At 73.9% G+C, this 17,611-nt stretch carries 18 protein-coding genes; 8 read left to right on the top strand and 10 right to left on the bottom strand.

What is annotated here, in order from left to right:
* Positions 1–96 precede the first annotated feature (96 nt).
* The 6 genes from QOZ88_RS22005 to QOZ88_RS22030 are packed head-to-tail and all read right to left on the bottom strand — an operon-like array spanning position 97 to position 5,739.
* The gene (locus QOZ88_RS22005) at positions 97–1,209 is read right to left on the bottom strand and encodes an FAD-dependent oxidoreductase (protein WP_306001827.1); all 1,113 of its coding nucleotides are present in this window, start codon (positions 1,207–1,209) and stop codon (positions 97–99) included.
* A gap of 13 nt (positions 1,210–1,222) precedes the next feature.
* The gene (locus tag QOZ88_RS22010) at positions 1,223–2,191 is read right to left on the bottom strand and encodes a phosphotriesterase family protein (RefSeq protein ID WP_306001828.1); all 969 of its coding nucleotides are present in this window, start codon (positions 2,189–2,191) and stop codon (positions 1,223–1,225) included.
* A gap of 25 nt (positions 2,192–2,216) precedes the next feature.
* A complete protein-coding gene (locus QOZ88_RS22015; protein ID WP_306001829.1) occupies positions 2,217–3,182 on the bottom strand; it encodes a phosphotriesterase family protein in 966 nt (321 codons plus the stop codon).
* Positions 3,179–4,375, bottom strand: a complete 1,197-nt coding sequence (locus tag QOZ88_RS22020) for an NAD(P)/FAD-dependent oxidoreductase (protein ID WP_306001830.1) — start codon at positions 4,373–4,375, stop codon at positions 3,179–3,181. Before QOZ88_RS22020 ends, QOZ88_RS22015 begins: the two co-directional genes overlap by 4 nt.
* Before the next feature lie 3 nt (positions 4,376–4,378).
* The gene (locus QOZ88_RS22025; RefSeq protein WP_306001831.1) at positions 4,379–4,570 is read right to left on the bottom strand and encodes a ferredoxin; all 192 of its coding nucleotides are present in this window, start codon (positions 4,568–4,570) and stop codon (positions 4,379–4,381) included.
* Positions 4,567–5,739: a cytochrome P450 gene (locus QOZ88_RS22030; RefSeq protein WP_306001832.1), complete on the bottom strand. Its 1,173-nt coding sequence runs from the start codon at positions 5,737–5,739 to the stop codon at positions 4,567–4,569. Before QOZ88_RS22030 ends, QOZ88_RS22025 begins: the two co-directional genes overlap by 4 nt.
* 482 nt (positions 5,740–6,221) lie before the next feature.
* Here QOZ88_RS22030 and QOZ88_RS22035 point away from each other — a divergent pair, with 482 nt between their 5' ends.
* Positions 6,222–7,085 carry a siderophore-interacting protein gene (locus QOZ88_RS22035; RefSeq protein WP_306001833.1) on the top strand — a complete coding sequence of 288 codons (864 nt, stop codon included), beginning with the start codon at positions 6,222–6,224 and terminating at the stop codon, positions 7,083–7,085.
* Positions 7,086–7,153: 68 nt separating this feature from the next.
* Here QOZ88_RS22035 and QOZ88_RS22040 read toward each other — a convergent pair whose 3' ends face one another.
* Positions 7,154–9,079, bottom strand: a complete 1,926-nt coding sequence (locus QOZ88_RS22040) for an FAD-binding monooxygenase (protein WP_306001834.1) — start codon at positions 9,077–9,079, stop codon at positions 7,154–7,156.
* 89 nt (positions 9,080–9,168) lie between these two features.
* Between QOZ88_RS22040 and QOZ88_RS22045 the strand changes: the two genes are divergently transcribed.
* From QOZ88_RS22045 to QOZ88_RS22065, 5 genes are all read left to right on the top strand, one after another.
* On the top strand, positions 9,169–9,909 hold the full coding sequence (locus QOZ88_RS22045) for an IclR family transcriptional regulator (protein WP_306001835.1): 741 nt from the start codon (positions 9,169–9,171) through the stop codon (positions 9,907–9,909).
* 20 nt (positions 9,910–9,929) lie between these two features.
* Positions 9,930–10,415 (top strand): PGPGW domain-containing protein, encoded by a 486-nt coding sequence (locus tag QOZ88_RS22050; protein WP_306001851.1) that lies wholly within the window; start codon positions 9,930–9,932, stop codon positions 10,413–10,415.
* A gap of 113 nt (positions 10,416–10,528) precedes the next feature.
* Complete coding sequence (gene fabG / locus QOZ88_RS22055) at positions 10,529–11,233, top strand: 3-oxoacyl-[acyl-carrier-protein] reductase (RefSeq protein WP_306001836.1); 705 nt, start codon at positions 10,529–10,531, stop codon at positions 11,231–11,233.
* The gene (gene fabI, locus QOZ88_RS22060; protein WP_306001837.1) at positions 11,233–12,006 is read left to right on the top strand and encodes an enoyl-ACP reductase FabI; all 774 of its coding nucleotides are present in this window, start codon (positions 11,233–11,235) and stop codon (positions 12,004–12,006) included. Before fabG ends, fabI begins: the two co-directional genes overlap by 1 nt.
* Positions 12,007–12,043: 37 nt before the next feature.
* A complete protein-coding gene (locus tag QOZ88_RS22065; protein ID WP_306001838.1) occupies positions 12,044–13,210 on the top strand; it encodes a ferrochelatase in 1,167 nt (388 codons plus the stop codon).
* 102 nt (positions 13,211–13,312) lie between these two features.
* Here the strand turns inward: QOZ88_RS22065 and QOZ88_RS22070 are convergent, their stop codons facing one another.
* Positions 13,313–14,044, bottom strand: coding sequence for a hypothetical protein (locus QOZ88_RS22070; protein WP_306001839.1), 732 nt, complete (start codon positions 14,042–14,044; stop codon positions 13,313–13,315).
* A 73-nt stretch (positions 14,045–14,117) separates the two neighbouring features.
* Between QOZ88_RS22070 and QOZ88_RS22075 the strand changes: the two genes are divergently transcribed.
* Both QOZ88_RS22075 and QOZ88_RS22080 read left to right on the top strand, forming a co-directional pair.
* Entirely contained in the window at positions 14,118–14,552 is a 435-nt protein-coding gene (locus QOZ88_RS22075; RefSeq protein WP_306001840.1) for an NfeD family protein, read from the top strand.
* Positions 14,553–14,630: 78 nt separating this feature from the next.
* Entirely contained in the window at positions 14,631–15,869 is a 1,239-nt protein-coding gene (locus QOZ88_RS22080) for an SPFH domain-containing protein (protein ID WP_244524137.1), read from the top strand.
* Between the two features lie 69 nt (positions 15,870–15,938).
* On the opposite strand, the gene QOZ88_RS22085 is transcribed toward QOZ88_RS22080, so the two are convergent.
* Complete coding sequence (locus QOZ88_RS22085; protein ID WP_306001841.1) at positions 15,939–16,991, bottom strand: RNA polymerase sigma factor SigF; 1,053 nt, start codon at positions 16,989–16,991, stop codon at positions 15,939–15,941.
* On the bottom strand, positions 16,988–17,416 hold the full coding sequence (locus QOZ88_RS22090) for an ATP-binding protein (RefSeq protein ID WP_306001842.1): 429 nt from the start codon (positions 17,414–17,416) through the stop codon (positions 16,988–16,990). Before QOZ88_RS22090 ends, QOZ88_RS22085 begins: the two co-directional genes overlap by 4 nt.
* Positions 17,417–17,611 lie beyond the last annotated feature (195 nt).

The following is a 17,611-nucleotide window of genomic DNA, read 5'->3' on the forward strand; positions in this document are numbered from 1 at the left end:
CGCGCCGCCGCCCGGCACGCATGGCGACCGGGTCGAGCGGGCCGGGCGGCGGCGCGGGCATCGAGGCCAGCGCCGCCGCGACCTGGGGGTGCAGGGTCATCGGGCGGCCTGCGCGGCGGGCTTCTGGCCGGGGAAGACGTCGTCGAGCTCGTCGTCGGTCCAGCCGTGCCGGGAGATGGCCTGCAGCTCATCGGTGACCGGCTTGCGCTCGGCCTGGAAGGCGGCCAGCGCGGCCGGCACGGAGTCGGCGGCGAGCAGCGCGTCGACCAGCGCGCCGGCGTCCATGATCGCGGAGTTCGCGCCCTGCCCCTGGTGGTGGAGCATCGCGTGGGCGGAGTCGCCCAGCAGGGTCACCGAACCGGTGTGCCAGGTGGCGACCGGGTCGATGTCGTAGACCGCGCGCACGTTCACCGTCGAGAGGTCCAGGTCGCGTGCGATCGCGACGATCCGCTCGTCGAAGCCCTCGACCTTGGCCAGCAGGTCCTCCTTGGTCACCTGCGGCGCCCAGGTGCCGTCGGCGTCCAGGGCGGTGACGTCGAAGGACAGCCCGTCGCGGTGGCGCAGCGGCAGCAGGTAGACCTTGGTGCCGCGGCCGATGTACATGCGCAGGTTGTCGTCGACGACCATGCCGTGGCAGGCATCCGTGGGGATGACCACGCGGTAGGCGTGCTCGCCGGCGAAGACCGGCTCGTGGTCGCCGAACAGTTGCTGGCGCACCGTGGACTTGATGCCGTCGGCGCCGATGACCAGGTCGGCCTCGACCGTCTCGCCGTTGGCGAAGCGCAGCGCCGTCGTCGCCCCGCGGTCCTCGAGCGACTCCAGCTTGTGACCGAGGCGGATCATGCCCTCGGGCAGCACGCCGGTGAGCGCGTCGATGAAGTCGCCGCGGTGGATGAGGTGGGTGTGTGTCTTCAGCTCGTAGTCGTCCATCCCCGGCCACGAGTCCTTCGCGATCGGGTCCCCGGTGGCGGTGAGGATCTCGAAGTAGTCGCTGGGGGAGCTGACCTCCGCGATCGCGTCGAAGACGCCCCACCGGCGGAACAGGGCCATCGTCGAGGGGCGCAGGCCGATGCCGGCGCCGACCTCGTGAATCTCGGTCGCCTGCTCGTACACGGTGACGTCGGCCCCGTGCAGGCTCAGGCCCTTGGCCGCGGCGGCGCCGCCGTACCCCGCACCCACGACGGCGATCTTCAGGTTGCTGATGTCCATGGCTCTAGCTCTCTCAGTTCGTCGTGAGGGTCAGGAAGTCGGCGGGGTTCTCGACGAAGATCCGGTGGATCGTGGCGTCGTCGATGCCCTCTTCCTCGAGGTCGGGGATGAGCTGCTCGTAGATGTAGTTGACGGTGTGGCCCTTGACGCCGGGCCAGCCGAGCGGGCTGCAGTTGGCGTCGGCGGAGGCGAGCACCTGGTCGAGGTGGCCCTCGCCGATCAGCCGGAGGAAGTGCTCGAGCCGCTCGCGGCGGTGCCGGCCCCAGAACGGCGGGTCGGGCAGCTCGAGGTCGTAGCCGAAGGTGTCGAAGCCGATGCGGCCTCCGCTGCCGAGGATCGCCGCCTCGTTGACCTTGCCCTGGCTGACGCCGTCGTCGGCGTGACCGAACAGCACCCGGTCCAGCGGCAGCCCCTCCTCGGCGAAGACCGCCAGCGCCGGCTCCACGTCGACCGCGAGGTGGGTGAAGATCGGCACCCCGGTGAGCAGGGCGGCGCGCGCGGCGGCACGGTAGATGCGGAGGTCCAGCTCCTTCATCCTTAAGCCGCGGCTGACGCCCACCTTGATGATCCCGGCCAGGCTGCCGGTGTCGCCGATGCCGACGGTGATCTCGTGGACGAACTGGCGCATCAGGTAGTCGACCGGCGCCTCGGCGAAGAAGCGCAGCGCGGTGTCGCCGCCGACGAAGCCGGTGGCCGCGACGATGTGCACGCCGGTCTTGGCCGACAGGGACTTGTAGTAGTCGACGTCGCGGCCGTTGCAGATGCCGGTGGCGTCGACGAAGGTGCAGCCGCCGAACTCCTGGCTGTACTCGGCGAACTGCCGCAGCTTGGGAACGGTCTCCTCGTAGCGCTGCTCGGGGCTCTTCCACCACTGGGTGTCGAGCTCCGAGCCGGGCATGCCGTAGCCGATGTGCTCGTGCACGGCGACGAGGCCGAGCTCCTCGGCCGCGATCGGGCCCAGGACGGTGTTGACGCGGGACATGTTCTGCCTCTCCTGGATCCGGGGCTCAGCGCACCGCGAGGAGGTCGCGCGGGTTGGCGACCGAGATGCGCTGGATGTCGGCTTCGGTGACGCCTCGCGAGGCGAGCAGCGGCGCGAACGCGGTGAGCACGTGCGCGTAGGGCAGCTCGTAGGCGGGGTGGCCCTTGGCGACGCCGACGGAGTTGCCCGACAGCAGGACGCGGCCCGCGTGCCCGGCCGCGACGAGCTCCGCGACCAGGTCGGCCCGCTCGGCGTCGCGGACGTGCTCGTCGGAGTCGTTCAGCCCGACGTGGTCGATCGCGACGAAGGCGCCGCGCTCGGCGACGGCGGCGGGCCAGCCGGCGGCGACCGCCTCGGTCCGGTCGAGGTCGCCGACGACGACGCGGTCGGCCGGCAGCCCCTCGTCCAGCACCAGCTGCAGTTCGGCGACGGCGTCCACCCCGTAGCGGATCGAGGCCGGCACGCCGGTGGCCAGCGCCGCCCGGGCCGCGCCGCGGAACAGGCTCTCGTCGGTGGGCGTCAGCCCGCCGCGGGTGCCGGTCGTGGCGACCAGGCCGGCGGCGCCGCGACGCTCGACCCGCGGGACCACCATGCCCTCGGTGACCTCGCGGCCGAACAGGTCGGCGAATTTCTCCGCCGGCCACGGCGTCGGCGGGTTGGTCTGCGGGGTGAGGAAGTAGCCGCCGAGGTTCTCCTCCGGCCCCATGCCGGTCGAGGCGACGACGTGCACGCCGGTCGACCGGGACAGCGCCTCGAGCAACTTCACGTCGCGGCCGTGGAACATGCCGGTGCTGTCGACGACGGTCCCGCCGCCGGCCGCCTTGAAGGCGGTGAGCTTGGCGGCCAGGACCTCGAAGATCTCGGCGCGGTCCATCGAGATGTCGTAGCCGTGCTCCGCGCCGGGGACGACGGAGAGCAACGCCTCGTGGACCGCGACGACGCCGAGGTCGTCGGCCGGCACCGGGCCGAGGACCGTGTTCACGTGCTTCACGCGGCGACTCCTGTGGTGGCTCGCGCCAGCAGGCGCTTGAGCTTCGCGGGCGGGGTGGGGTGGTTGACCGCGACGACGGTCTGCGGTGCGTTTGCGTCGGGCCAGGCGAGCAGGGCGCTCCCGGTGCCGAGCGAGCCGTCGAGGACGGTCGGCTCGCCCTGCGGATCACCCGGGCCGACCATCTTCACGTCGAGCCCGAACTGCTCGGTCCACGAGTAGCGGGACGGCCGGTAGACCGGGGCGTCGTCCCCGTGCAGCAGCGCCTTCGCCGCCGCGCGCGCCTGCTCCACGGCGTTGGTCCAGCTCGGGATCCGGGTCAGGGCGCCGTCCCCGGTCGTGGACACCGCGACGTCACCGGCGGCGACGATGCCCGGGGCCACCCGGCAGCGCTCGTCGACCAGCACGCCGCCGGCGACCGGCAGGCCGGAGCCGGCCAGCCACTCGACGTTGGGCACGTCGCCGACGGCGGAGACGATGAGGTCGGCCTCGAGCCGCTGCCCGTCGGCGGTCTCGACCGCGGTCGGGAAGGGCGTGCCCAGCAGCCGGACGCCGCCGTGGGTGAGCACGAACCGGACGCCGGCCTGCGCCGCGACGGTGCGGACGTGGCCGCCGACCGCCGTCCCGAGCAGCCGGTCGAGCGGGGGTGCGAGGTCGACGACCGTCACCTCCTTGCCCAGGGTGCAGGCCGTGGAGGCGATCTCCATGCCGAGGAAGCCGCCGCCGACGACGAGCACCGAGGCGGCGCGGTCCAGGTGGTCGCGCAGCCGCAGGCCGTCGTCGTAGCTGCGCAGCACGCGCTCGGCCTGGTCGGCCGTGCCGATCCGCCGGGCGCGGGCGCCGGAGGCGAGAACCAGGCCGTCGTAGCGCACCGGTCCGGCCGGGGTCAGGACGGTCCGGTTGGCGGTGTCCAGCCCGGTGGCCGGCGTCCGCAGGTGCAGGTCGACCTCGTCGGACAGCGGCGCGAGGACGACGTCGTCGGCGGTCTCCCGCCCGGCGAGGACGCCCTTGGACAGCGGCACCCGGGTGTAGGGCGGCAGGTCCTCGTCGCTGAGCACCGTGATCCGGCCGTCGAAGTCCTCCAGGCGCAGCGTCTCCACCGCGGTCAGCGCCGCGATGGAGCCGCCGACGACGACGACGTCGCGCACGGGACCGGCAGGGCTCGGCCGCATGTCACCGGCAGGACTCGGCCGCATGTTTCAGCCCTCCACGCGCAGGGCGGCGACGGGGCAGACCCGGGCCCCGCCCTCGGCCTTGCGCTCGAGCTCCGGCGGGACGGTCTCGTGCAGCAGGACGACGATCGCGTCGTCGTCGAGCTCGTAGACCTCCGGGGCGACGTCGGCGCAGAGGCCGTGGCCCTCGCACCGGTCGCGGTCGGCGGCGATCCTCATGCCGGCACCACGTCCAGCACGGGGAGCGAGTCGATGCTCCGGGTGGCGTTGTGGGGGACCCGCACCTCGGCGCCGACCACGAGTCGCTCGACGCGGCGTGCGAGCGCGTCGATCACGGCGTGCGCCTCGAGCCGGGCCAGCCCCTGGCCGGCGCAGCCGTGGATGCCGTACCCGAGCGAGAGGTGGTCGACGGGGTTGCGCTCGATCCGGAATTCGTCGGGGTTCTCGTAGTGCCGCGGGTCGCGGTTGCCGGCGCCCAGGCAGACGGCCACGCGGGCACCCGCGGGGATGGGAACGCCCTGGATCTCGACGTCCCGCGTCGCCTGCCGGCCCCAGACGTTGATCGGTGCCCAGAAGCGGAGCACCTCGTTGAAGGCGGCCGGGACGAGCGAGGGGTCCTCCCGGACGAGCGCCAGCTGGTCGGGGTGCGCGGCGAACAGGGCGATGATGTTGCCGATCGCGCTGACGGTGTTCTCCACGCCGGCCGCCAGGTACTGGTGGATGATCGGCCCGGCCGAGCCCGGCGGGATCGCGCCGCGCTCCTCGGCCTCGAAGACGCCGCGTCCGATCGAGCCCTCGGCCAGGTCGCCCTTGGTGACGGTCGAGCACCAGGCGTAGAGCTCACCGGCGATCGGGAAGCTCTCGGCGGTGCGCTGGTTGAGCGGGCCGATCACCTGGTTGGCCGCCTTCCCCCAGACGAGCATCTTGCTGCGGACCTCGCCGGTGAACCCGATGAGGTCGGCGACGACCTCCAGGGGGAAGGCGCGCGCGATCGAGTCGATCGCGTCGAAGGAACCGGACGCGACGAGATCCGCGACGAGCGCGTCGGCCTTGGCGTCGATCTGCCCCTTGAGGCCGCGCAGGGCGCGCGGCGAGAGGTTCTCGGTCAGCGCAGCCCGCAGGGCCGTGTGCTGCGGCGGGTCGGAGGCGAGCGAGGTGCCCTGCAGCGCTTCGTTGACCATCGGGTTGAAGCCGATGCCGGAGGCCGAGGAGAAGGTCTCCCAGTCGCCCAGGGCGTCGCGGACGACGTCGTACCGGGTGAGGGCGTAGACGTCGTTGGCGGGCAGGTGCACGACCCCGTTCAGCTCCCGGAGCTCGGCGAGGGCCGGGTAGGGGTCGAGCAGGACCTCGTCGGAGAAGAGGTCGACGGAAGAGGTCGGTACGGACACGGGCCACCTCGGGGAGTCGGACGTCGCTGTCGGCAGTGCGGTGGTCGGCCCGCGGCAGCTGCCGGTCGGCGTACTGCTTCTCGGGCCCGGTGGCGCCGCCATGTGTGCTCGCGGTCACCCCTTCACTGGGCACCATGTCACTTGGCTTTACACGATGTCAATGAGAAGGTCGGCGTGTACGGCGAGGCGCTCCGGGATGTGACCGCCAGGGAACCGACGGAGCAGGTCCGCACCGTGCAGGGGGAGATGACCCGTCGGCGGCTGCTGGGACGGCGTCGGCGGCTGCTGGGACGGCGTCGGCGGCCCGAGTGGGCATCCACCGCGAGCGCGCCGGCGGCGGGGCTCCGTGTCGGCACCCGGTCGGCGATCGGGAGGTGCACCGACCGACCGCGAGCGATGAGTAAGGTGACCCTAAGCCCGCTGGACGGAGCCGGGTCGACGACGCCGGCCGGGACCGTCCCGGCCCCATCGGGAGGAACCGCATGAGCGAGCAGGGCACGAGCACGCGGCCGCCGCGCCGGAAGCGGGTGCCGCGGGTGGCCGAGGTCGTCCGCACCTTCCGGGTGTCACCGCACATGGTCCGCGTGGTGCTCGGCGGTGAGGGCCTGACCGGATTCCCCGTCGGGGAGTTCGCCGACCACTACGTGAAGCTCCAGTTCGTCCCGTCCGGCGCCTCGTACGGGGTGCCCTTCGACGGCGACCTGGTCCGGGCCGAGCAGCCGCAGGAGCTGTGGCCGGTGACCCGCACCTACACCGTGCGCCGCTGGGACGCCGACGCCGGTGAGCTGACCATCGACTTCGTCCACCACGGCGACGAGGGGGTCGCCGGTCCCTGGGCGGCGGCCGCCCGACCCGGTGACCGGATCCAGCTGACGGGTCCCGGCGGGGCCTACACCCCCAGCCCCGCGGCCGACTGGCACCTGCTCGCCGGTGACGAGAGCGCGCTGCCGGCCATCGCCGCCGCGCTCGAACGGCTGCCCGGCGGTGAGCCCGCCTGGGTGGTGGTCGAGGTCGCGGACGCCGCGGAGGAGCAGGACGACCTCGTGCTCCGTGACGGCGTCGATCTCCTCTGGGTGCACCGCGGGGACGCCGCGCCGGGGGAGCTGCTGGTCGAGGCGGTGCGCGGCCTGCCCCTCCCGGGCGGAACCGGGCACGTCTTCGTGCACGGCGAGGCCGGCGCCGTCCGCGAGCTGCGGCGGTACCTGAAGGCCGAGCGCGGCCTGGCCCCGGAGTTCACCTCGATCTCCGGCTACTGGCGGCGCGGTGCCACCGAGGACGGCTGGCAGGCGGCGAAGCCGGGGTGGAACGCCGCGATCGAGGCCGAGGACGCCGCCCTCACCCGCTGAGCCGCCGACCCCGACCTCCCGGCGTCGCACCGGGCCCGGGCACCGGGACGGGCCGGCCCTCGGGCCCGCTACCGGGCGTCGACCAGCACGCCGGACAGGAAGCCGGCCAGCCCGTCGTGGTCGTCCAGGGGGAACACCGCCGCCACGTGCTGGTCGGGCCGGACCAGCACCATGCAGCCCCGCTCCCGGTCGATGCCCCGCATCGCGAAGACGTCCCCGGCGACCGGATCGGGGGAGAAGGCCTTCTCGTGGTCGACCAGCCCGAACCGGCCCTTGCGCGGCAGCAGGACCGGTGGCAGCCGGTCGACGGCGAGGTCCCGGTGCCCCTGCTGGAAGATCCCGCGGACGTCGAGCACGGCGTCCGGGTCGGCGCCCACGGGCGTGTACCGGGCCACCGGTGACGCCGCCGACCCGAGGTGCTCCAGCAGCGCGCGGGCCCGCGACCCGGGCGACGTCGGGTCCGCGGCGTCGGCGAAGACGTACAGCCGCCAGGCGCCGTCGGCCCGTGCGACGTGCCCCAGCTGCACGGGCTTGGCATCGGCGACCCTGATCACCGGGGCGGAGTGGAACCGCATCCCGACCGGGTAGCCCTCGGCGAGCGGCTGGTGCTCGGTGCCCCCGGTGATCATCGACGGCGCGTAGCGCGTGGCGACGCCGGCGGTGAACCGGCCCTGCTGGACGAAGTAGCGCTGGAACTCCACCGGGTCCACACCCTCGCCGTCCCCGCCCTCCTCCGTCGGCGGTGCGCTGAACATCCGGGCGAACTCGCGGTCGAAGTCGATGAGCTCCCGGGCGACCGCCTGCCGCTCCGCCGAGTAGGTGTGCAGCAGTTCCGGCCGGGCGGTGCCCCGCAGCACCGCGGCCAGCTTCCAGCCGAGGTTCCACGCGTCGGCCATCGAGACGTTCATGCCCTGGCCTGCCTTGGCGCTGTGCGTGTGGCAGGCGTCGCCGGCGATGAACACGTGCGGCAGCCGGGTGGCGATCTCGTCGGCGGGCACGTCGTCGAACCGGTCGCACAGCCGCTGGCCGATGTCGTAGACCGACCACCAGCCGACGTCCTTCACGTCGATCGAGTACGGGTGCAGGATCCGGTTGGCCACGGCGGCCAGCTTCTCGGGCGTGACGGCGCGCCGGTCGTGCAGCTCGCGGTCGGCGACGGCGTCGAGCTCGATGTAGAGCCGTACCAGGTAGCCGCCCTCGCGGGGGATGATCAGCAGGTTGCCCTGGTTGGCCGAGTGGATGGCGGCCTTCAGCCGGATGTCGGGGAAGTCGGTGACCGCCAGGACGTCCATGACGCCCCAGGACGAGTTCATCGGGTCGCCGACCAGCTCGCGGCCGATCGCCGTCCGGATGCTGCTGCGCGCGCCGTCGCAGCCGACGACGTAGCGGGCCCGGATCGTCGAGACCTCGCCGGTCGCCTCGCCGCCCCGGAGGTGCTGCAGGGTGAGGGTGACCGGGTGGTCGGAGCCGCCGGTGGGATCCACGGCGACGTCGGTGGCGTGCAACCCGTAGCGCGGGGCCAGCCGGCCGGCGGACCGGGCCATGTGCTCGCGGAGCCAGGCCTGCATCCGGGCCTGGTTGACGATGACGTGCGGGAACTCCGAGAGGCCGTCCTCGACGTCCTGCACCCGCCCGGTCCGCGTGATGCGGGTGCGGTCGGCCGGGTCGGGCCGCCAGAAGGCGACCTCGTTGACCCAGTAGGCCTCGGCGACGAGCTGGTCGGCCAGGCCGAAGGCCTCGAACATCTCGACGGTGCGGCAGGCCACCCCGTCGGCCTGGCCGACCAGCAGCGGCCCGTCCCGCCGGTCGACGACGACGGTGCGGATCTCGGGGAAGGCGGCCAGCTGGGCGGCGAGGACCAGGCCGGCCGGCCCGGTGCCGACGATGACGACGTCCGCCTCGTCGGGGAGGCCCTCCGGCCGGTCCGCGACCGACGGGTGCGGCTCCTCGACCAGCGGATCGCCGGGCCGGTAACCGTCCAGGTAGAACTGCACTGCTCGACTCCCTCGTCGTGTTCGGCCGCGGCCGGCGGCCCGGTCAGACGGTCCCGCAGGTTCCGCATGAGGGGATAGGCTTTTCTGCTGTGAGGAACAAGCCGGCGTACGCCATCGGCTCGGTCGACTCGGCGCTGCTGCTGGCGACGCTGCTCCAGCAGGAAGGTGCGATGCGGGTGACCGACGTCGCCGACCGGCTGGGCGTCTCGGTGTCCACCGCCCACCGCCTGCTGGGGATGCTCGTCTACCGCGACTTCGCCGAGCAGCTGCCCGACCGCCGGTACGCCCCCGGGCCGGTGCTGCGCCCGGGCGCGGTGCCCCAGGCGTCGGTCACCACGCTGCGGGAGGTGGCCGTGCCGCACCTGCGGCGGCTGGTCGACGCGGTGGGGGAGACGGCCAACGTCGTGCTGCTGGCCGGTGCCGACGTCCGGTTCGTCGCGACGGTGGAGAGCCGGCAGGTGCTGCGCGTCGGCGACCGCACCGGCCGGACGCTGCCGGCCCACCTCGCCTCGGGCGGCAAGGCCCTGCTCGCGGCGATGGACGACGCCGGGCGCGCCGCCGTCCTGGCCGCCCTGGACGAGGCCGACGGCGCCCGGCTGGAGCGCGAGCTGCGCACGGTGCGGCGGCGCGGCTTCGCCCTCAACGACCAGGCCACCGAGGCGGGGCTGACCGCGGTCGGGGTCGCCGTGCCGGCCGCGGGCGGCGTCGAGAAGGCGGCGCTCTCCCTGGCCGCGCCGTCCGTGCGGTACTCGCGCGACCGGCTGCCGGAGTGGGTGGCCCACCTGACCGAGGCGGCCGGAGCCGTCGCCCGCGAGCTGGGCGCAGCCTGACCGCGCGGCCCGTGACGGGCATGGACGCGGTCGTGCGGGGGCACCGACGGGTGGTGAAGACCGCCGCCATCGCCGTCCTCGGCGCCGTGCTGACCCTCTCCGGTATCGCGCTGCTCGTGCTGCCCGGGCCGGGGTTCGTCCTCGTCGCGGCGGGGCTGGCGGTGCTGGCCACCCGCTTCCCGTGGGCCAGGAAGCCCCTGGACTACGCCAAGGAGAAGGCCCAGGAGGGCGTCGAGGAGGTCGGCCGGAACCCCTGGCGGGCGGCCGGTGCCGTTCTCTCGGCGCTCGTCCTGGTGGGGCTCGGGGCCGTGACGCTCGCCGGGGTGGACCTGCCGTTCGTCAACGCGTTCACCGCCGTCGTCCTCATCCTCTCCGGCCTGTTCCTGCTCGGCACCGTCGTCTTCGCCCGGCACGAGGACAACGCGGAGCGGGCCCGGGCTCACCGCCCGGCCGGGGCGCCGCAGGGCGGCGGCGCCTACCGCGCGGCGCGCCCGGCCGAGGACTGAGGCGGGCGCCGCGCGGCCGCCCCGCGAGCCCCCTACCGGCCGGTAGGCGGTGTGACCTGCGACCAGGCACTAGGTTCGACGGGAACGAGGTCGTCGGCGCAGGGGAGTGGGACGTGGGCAGGTCGGTGCTCGTGACCGGCGGGAACCGGGGGATCGGGCTCGCCATCGCCCGATCCTTCGCCGAGCAGGGCGACTCGGTCGCCGTCACCCACCGCGGCAGCGGCGCACCGGACGGGCTGTTCGGCGTGCGGTGCGACGTCACCAGCACCGAGGACGTCGACCGCGCCTTCACCGAGATCGAGGAGCACCAGGGCCCGGTCGAGGTGCTGGTGAGCAACGCCGGCATCACCCGTGACGGGCTGCTCATGCGCATGAAGGAGGAGGACTTCACCGACGTCGTCGACGCGAACCTGACCGCCGCTTACCGGGTGTCCAAGCGCGCGGCCGCCAAGATGGTGCGCGCCCGCTCGGGCCGGATAATCTTCGTCTCCTCCGTCGTCGGGCTGCTGGGCTCGGCGGGGCAGACGAACTACGCGGCGTCGAAGGCCGGGCTGGTGGGCCTGGCCCGTTCGATCGCCCGCGAGCTCGGCAGCCGCGGCATCACGGCCAACGTCGTCGCCCCCGGCTTCGTCACCACCGACATGACCGCGGAGCTGCCCGAGGCCCGGCAGAAGGAGATCCTCGGGCAGGTGCCGCTGGGCCGCTACGCCGACGCCGACGAGATCGCCGGCGTCGTGCGCTTCCTGGCGAGCGACGCGGCGGGCTACATCACCGGGGCGGTCGTCCCGGTCGACGGCGGACTGGGAATGGGGCACTGATGAGCGGCATCCTCGAGGGCAAGAAGGTCCTGATCACCGGGGTCCTCACCGAGGCGTCGATCGCCTACGCCACCGCCCGGCTCGCCCAGGAGCAGGGCGCCACCGTCGTCCTCTCCAACTTCGGCCGGGCGCTCTCGCTGTGCCAGCGGATCGCCAAGCGGCTGCCGCAGGAGGCGGCGGTGGTCGAGCTCGACGTGACCAGCACCGAGCACCTGTCGACGCTGGCCGACCGGCTGCGCGAACAGGGCTTCGACCGCCTCGACGGCGTCGTCCACTCCATCGGCTTCGCACCGCAGGAGGCGATGGGCGAGGGCTTCCCCGAGGTCGCCTGGGAGCACGCCGCCACCGCGTTCCAGGTGTCCTCCTGGTCCTACGCCTCGCTCACCCAGGCCTGCCGGCCGCTGCTGGCGAACCCGTCCTCGGTCGTCGGCCTCACCTTCGACGCCTCCGTCGCGTGGCCGGTCTACGGCTGGATGGGCGCGGCCAAGGCGGCCCTGGAGTCGGTCAGCCGCTACGTCGCCCGCGAGCTCGGCCCCGACGGCGTGCGGTCCAACATCGTCGCCGCCGGGCCGCTGCGCAGCATGGCGATGAAATCCATCCCGGGCAGCAAGCAGTTCGAGGAGGCCTGGGAGGGGCGTGCCCCGCTGGGCTGGTCGGTCACCGACACCGAGCCCGCCGGCAAGGCCGTCGTCGCCCTGCTCTCCGACTGGTTCCCCGCCACCACCGGCGAGATCGTCCACGTCGACGGGGGCTTCCACGCCGTCGGCGTGTGACTGCATCCGTCGACGCCCCGCAAGAGGAAAGAACCACGTGCCCCGCGCCATCGTCGACATCACCCCTGCCGGCCAGCGTCCCGACGAGGACCCGTCGCTGGCCGTCCGCAACAACGGCGGCGTCCCGCCGTCGGCCGAGCCCGCCCCGCTCGGACGGCGGGAGGCGCTGCTGCTGCTCTCCTTCGGCGGCCCCGAGGGCCACGACGACGTCATGCCGTTCCTGGAGAACGTCACGCGCGGCCGCGGCATCCCGCGCGAGCGGCTGGAGGAGGTCGCCGAGCACTACCACCACTTCGGCGGCGTCAGCCCGATCAACGACCAGAACAAGGCCCTGCTCGCGGCGCTGGAGGCGGAGCTCCGCTCGGCCGGCATCGACCTGCCGGTCTACTGGGGCAACCGGAACTGGGCGCCCTACGTCGAGGACGTCTGGCAGCAGATGGCCGACGACGGCATCCAGCACGCCTACGTGCTGGCCACCTCGGCCTACGCATCGTTCTCGGGGTGCCGGCAGTACCACGAGGACGTCGCCCGGGCTCGCGCCGCGCTGACCGGCGACGCCGCCGCACCGGGCGGGCCGACCGCGGAGAAGCTGCCGCACTACTTCGACGCCGACGGCTTCGTGCGGGCCAACGCCGATGCCCTCGCCGCCGCGCTCGCCGCGCTCCCCGCCGAGGTGCGCGACTCGACCCGCCTGGTCGCGACCGCGCACAGCATCCCCGACACGATGGCCGCCGTCGCCGGGCCGGAGGGCCACGCCTACGAGGCCGAGTTGCAGGCCGCCGCGCAGCAGGTCGTCGACCGCGCCGCCCCCGGCCGGCCCTTCGATCTGGTGTGGCAGAGCCGCAGCGGCCCGCCGTCGGTGCCGTGGCTGGAGCCCGACGTCAACGACCACCTGGAGGCGCTGGCCGAGGCGGGGGAGAAGGCGGTCGTGCTGTTCCCGGTCGGCTTCGTCAGCGACCACCTCGAGGTGATCTGGGACCTCGACAACGAGGCCAGGGAGACCGCCGAGCGGCTGGGGCTGGTGTTCGCCCGCGCCGCCACCGCCGGCACCCACCCGGCCTTCGCGACGGCGCTGCGCGAGCTGCTCGAGGAAAGGCGGGCCGGCGGTGAACCGCGGCTGGGCACCAACTGCCCCGCCTCGTGCTGCTTCGTCCGTCGGCCTCCGGCCGACACCGCGACCAACGGCCGTCCCCCCTCGGGCTGAGCCGCTGCTTCGCGCCTGCGCGGGACCCTCCGGGCCCCACTCGGCCCGAGTCGCCCAGGGGCGACGTCCCCGCGCCTGGGCTACCTGGAAACGTGGTTGTAGCTACCTCGGGACATCGTTGTAGGCGGCGGTGATCGCCTCGCGCACGGCGTCCGACAGCGGCCGGAGGGCGGAGTCGCGGGCGGCGATCTGCGCCTGGTTGACCGCCGCACCCGGTGCGTCGGTGGCCGCGAGGTCGAGCACGGCCGCCAGCCGCTGCGCCCGCCCCAGCACCGAGAGCGCCAGCGGGTCGTGGTCGAACGGGAGACCCGGTGCGGGCTTCGGGCGCGCCAGGTCGGCCAGCAGCGCCGGCACCTCGGGGTGCCAGCGGGCCAGGTCCAGGCCGGCCAGCGTGCGGGCGGCGTCGGTGACGGCGAGGTCGAGCGCACCGGAGGCCGCCCGCAGGGTGCCCTCGACCGGTGGCGGGGCTGCCGCCGCGCCGAGGGGGAACGCCGTCCAGGTGACCACCTCCGGGCCGGGGCGCGGCACCAGCACCAGCCGGTCGCCGACGGCCGCCTGTCCCGCCTCCAGCGCCGCGGCGGCCAGGCCCGGCACCGCCGGCAGCCCGCGCACGTCTCCGGGCACCGGGAGCACGAGCCGCAGCCGCTGCTCGCCCAGGACGCGCAGCGCGGTCAGCGCCTCGCCGAGCGGCGTCGCCCCGACGGCTCCGGGCATGCCGGTGACGAGGTGGGCGTGCTCGGCGGTCAGCGCCTCCAGCGTCTCGTCGTACGAGCTGCGCCCGGTGAGCCAGGCGGTCGCCCAGACCGCGAGCCGGCCGGCGGGGAAGTCGTGCACCGGTCGAGGCTACGACGGCGCGGCCGCTCCACAGGCGGGCGTCCCGGGCCCGCGGCTCTGCCAGACTCGTGGCATGGCGTGGTTGCTGTGGTTGATCGGTGCGGGGGCGCTGGCCGTCGGGGAGATGCTCACGCTCGACCTGGTGCTCCTCATGCTGGCCGGCGGGGCCCTCGGCGGGATGGCGGTCGCCCTCCTCGGCGGGGCGCTGTGGCTGCAGCTGGCCATCTTCATCATCGTCTCGGGGGTGCTGCTGGTGGCGGTGCGCCCGATCGCGAAGAAGCAGCTGACCGACCGCACACCGCTGCAGCTCGACGGCGTCGACACGCTCATCGGCCGGACGGCGCAGGTCACCGCGCAGGTCGACCGCACGGGCGGGCGGATCCGGCTGGGCGCCGACGAGTGGAGCGCTCGCAGCCAGCACAGCGCGGAGTCCTTCGCCGTCGGCGAGACCGTGCGCATCCTGCAGGTCGACGGCGCGACGGCGGTCGTGGGCGACGCCCTGGAGTGAAGTCTGTCCCCAGGGTGCTGACCCGGGAGGACCCGGCAGGGCAGGATCGACGGTGACCCCCGACGAAGGGAGCCAGCCGTGGATGCGGCGCTCATCGCACTGATCGTCGTCGCCGTGCTCGTGATCATCGTGATCGCGAAGAGCGTGACGATCGTCCCCCAGGCCCAGGCCAAGGTCGTCGAGCGACTGGGCCGGTACAGCCGCACCTTGTCGCCCGGCCTCTCGGTCCTCGTGCCGTTCGTCGACCGCGTGCGCGCGACGATCGACCTGCGCGAGCAGGTCATCTCGTTCCCGCCCCAGCCGGTCATCACCGCCGACAACCTCCAGGTCGGCATCGACACCGTCGTCTACTTCCAGGTCACCGACCCCCGGCTGGCCGTGTACGGCATCGCGAACTACATCACCGGCATGGAGCAGCTCACCACGACGACGCTGCGGAACGTGGTCGGTGGCCTGAACCTCGAGGGCGCCCTCACCGGGCGCGACGGCATCAACAGCCAGCTGCGCTCGGTGCTCGACGGCACGACCGGCCCCTGGGGTCTGCGCGTGGCGCGCGTGGAGATCAAGGCGATCGACCCGCCGCCCTCCATCCAGGACTCGATGGAGAAGCAGATGCGTGCCGACCGGGACAAGCGCGCCATCATCCTGACCGCAGAGGGCGCCCGGCAGTCGGCGATCACCACCGCCGAGGGCGAGAAGGCCGCGGCCATCCTCTCGGCCGAGGGCAAGAAGCAGGCCGCGATCCTGGAGGCGGAGGCCGAGCGGCAGAGCCGCATCCTCCGCGCCGAGGGCGAGCGCGCCGCGCTGTACCTGCAGGCGCAGGGCCAGGCGAAGTCGATCGAGACCGTCTTCCAGGCCATCCACGACGGCAAGCCCGACCAGGGCCTGCTGGCCTACCAGTACCTGCAGACGCTGCCGCAGATCGCGCAGGGCGACGCCAACAAGATGTGGATCGTGCCCAGCGAGTTCAGCAAGGCGCTGGACGGGCTGGCGAACCTGGGCGGCGCCGCGGAGGGGAAGTCCTGGATGGACGTGCCCTCGTCCGGTGGCGGTGACGGCGGCAGCGGCCCGAAGGACGGCGGGCTCGACACCAGCACCTGGTTCGAGTCGCAGCTCCCGCGGGCGGCCGACCAGCCGGAGGCGAAGATCGAGCTCTCGAGCATCGCCGACACCGCGCCCGCGGTGCCGACCCCGCCGCCGCTGGCCCAGGTCACCCAGGATGTGCGGGACAGCGGCCCGGCCGCCGATCCGCGCAACCGGGTCGGCAGCGACGACCCGGACGCCCCGGACGGCCCGCCGCAGCTGCCCGCGCAGTAACGACCGCTGAACGCCGATGGCCCAGAACTCGTGGAGTTCTGGGCCATCGCCGTTCACCGGCCCGGGGGGTCAGTCCTTGAGCAGGCCCTCGCGGAGCTTGGCCAGCGTCTGGCTGAGCAGCCGGGAGACGTGCATCTGCGAGATGCCGATGTCGGCGGCGATCTGCGACTGCGTCATGTTGCCGAAGAACCGCAGGATGAGGATGCGGCGCTCGCGGGCCGGGATGGTGGCCAGCAGCGGCTGCAGCGACTCGCGGTACTCCACGCCCTCCAGCGCGGCGTCCTCCTCGCCCAGCGTCGCCGCCAGGGTGGGGGAGTCGTCCTCGCCCGAGAGCCGCTCGTCCAGCGAGCTGCTCCGGTAGGCGTTGGCCACCGCCAGGCCCTCCAGCACCTCGGCCCGCGGGATGCCCAGGTGCTCGGCGAGCTCCGACGGCGTCGGCGCACGGCCGTTCTTCTGCGCCAGCTCACCCACCGCCGCGTTCAGCGACAGGTGCAGCTCCTGCAGCCGGCGCGGCACCCGCACCGACCAGCCCTGGTCCCGGAAGTGCCGCTTGATCTCGCCGGTGATCGTCGGGACGGCGAAGGACAGGAACTCCACGCCCCGGGTCGGGTCGAACCGGTCGATGGCGGCGATGAGGCCGAGCGTGCCGACCTGCAGGAGGTCGTCGAAGGGCTCCCCGCGGTTGCTGAACCGGCGCGCGAAGTGGCGCACCAGCGGCAGGTGCTCCTCGACCAGGATCTCCCGGAGCCGTTCCCGGCGGGGGTCGTCCTTCTCCAGCGTGGCGAGCTCCGCGAACAGCGGCGCGGTGCGCTCGGCCCGCCGCCGGTTCTCCGACAGCGGCGGCGTGTCCGGCTCACCGGCGTCGGCGGCCGGCTCACCGGCGTCGGGGGACGGCCCGCCGGAGGCGTCCGGAGCGGGCTGCTGGGAGGCCTCCGGGACGGGCTGCTGGGAGGCCTCCGGGACGGGCTGCGGGGAGGCCTCCGGGACGGGCTGCGGGGAGGCCTCCGCGGCGGGCTGCTCGGGGGTGTCGACCGGCTCGTCCGCCGGGGGGGTGACCGGTGTGCCGTCGGTGGCGTCCAGTGGTTCCTCCTCGACGGAGTCGGCGGCGGCCGACCTGCTCACCGGGCCACCGAGAGGTTGTCGTCGCTGCCCACCCCGGCCGGGTGCTGCCCCGGCAGGTACTTGGCGAGGGAGATGACGGCGACCGGCACGTCGCCGCCGTCGCCGCCCGGCATCTCGCGCTCGGTGGACCGGCGGCCCTCCACGGAGTCGACCAGGGCGGCGAGCACCGCCCAGCCGAAGCCGTCGGTGGGGACCTCGGTGCCGTCCGCCGTCGGCACCCACGCGCTGATGTGCAGGCCGGCCCGTGTGGTCTCGAAGACGACGGTCAGCGGCGCATCGCCCTCGACGATCGTCGACAGGGTGGCGCAGGCCTCGTCGACCGCCAGGCGGAGGTCCTCCACCGCGTCGAGGTCGTAGTCCATCCGCATCGCCAGGTCACCGGCCATCGCCCGCACCGCGGGCAGCTGGGTCGGTGTGGTGGGCACCCGCAGCTCCAGTCGCTCCGCGCGCCGTCCGTCCTGCGCGAGGGGGCCCCTCGAGTCGACCATCCGTCGTCCGCTCCTTCGTTCCCGGCGCGCTCGACCCTCGAGTCGCGGCGGTCCTACGTGCCGGGTGGTCCGGCCTCCGGTGGGGGCGCGGACCGGCGTCCCGGTCGGTGCACAAGGCTGCTGCCTACCCGG

Origin of the sequence: Blastococcus carthaginiensis (genome assembly GCF_030731085.1) — a bacterium.
Taxonomy (GTDB): Bacteria; Actinomycetota; Actinomycetes; order Mycobacteriales; family Geodermatophilaceae; genus Blastococcus; species Blastococcus carthaginiensis.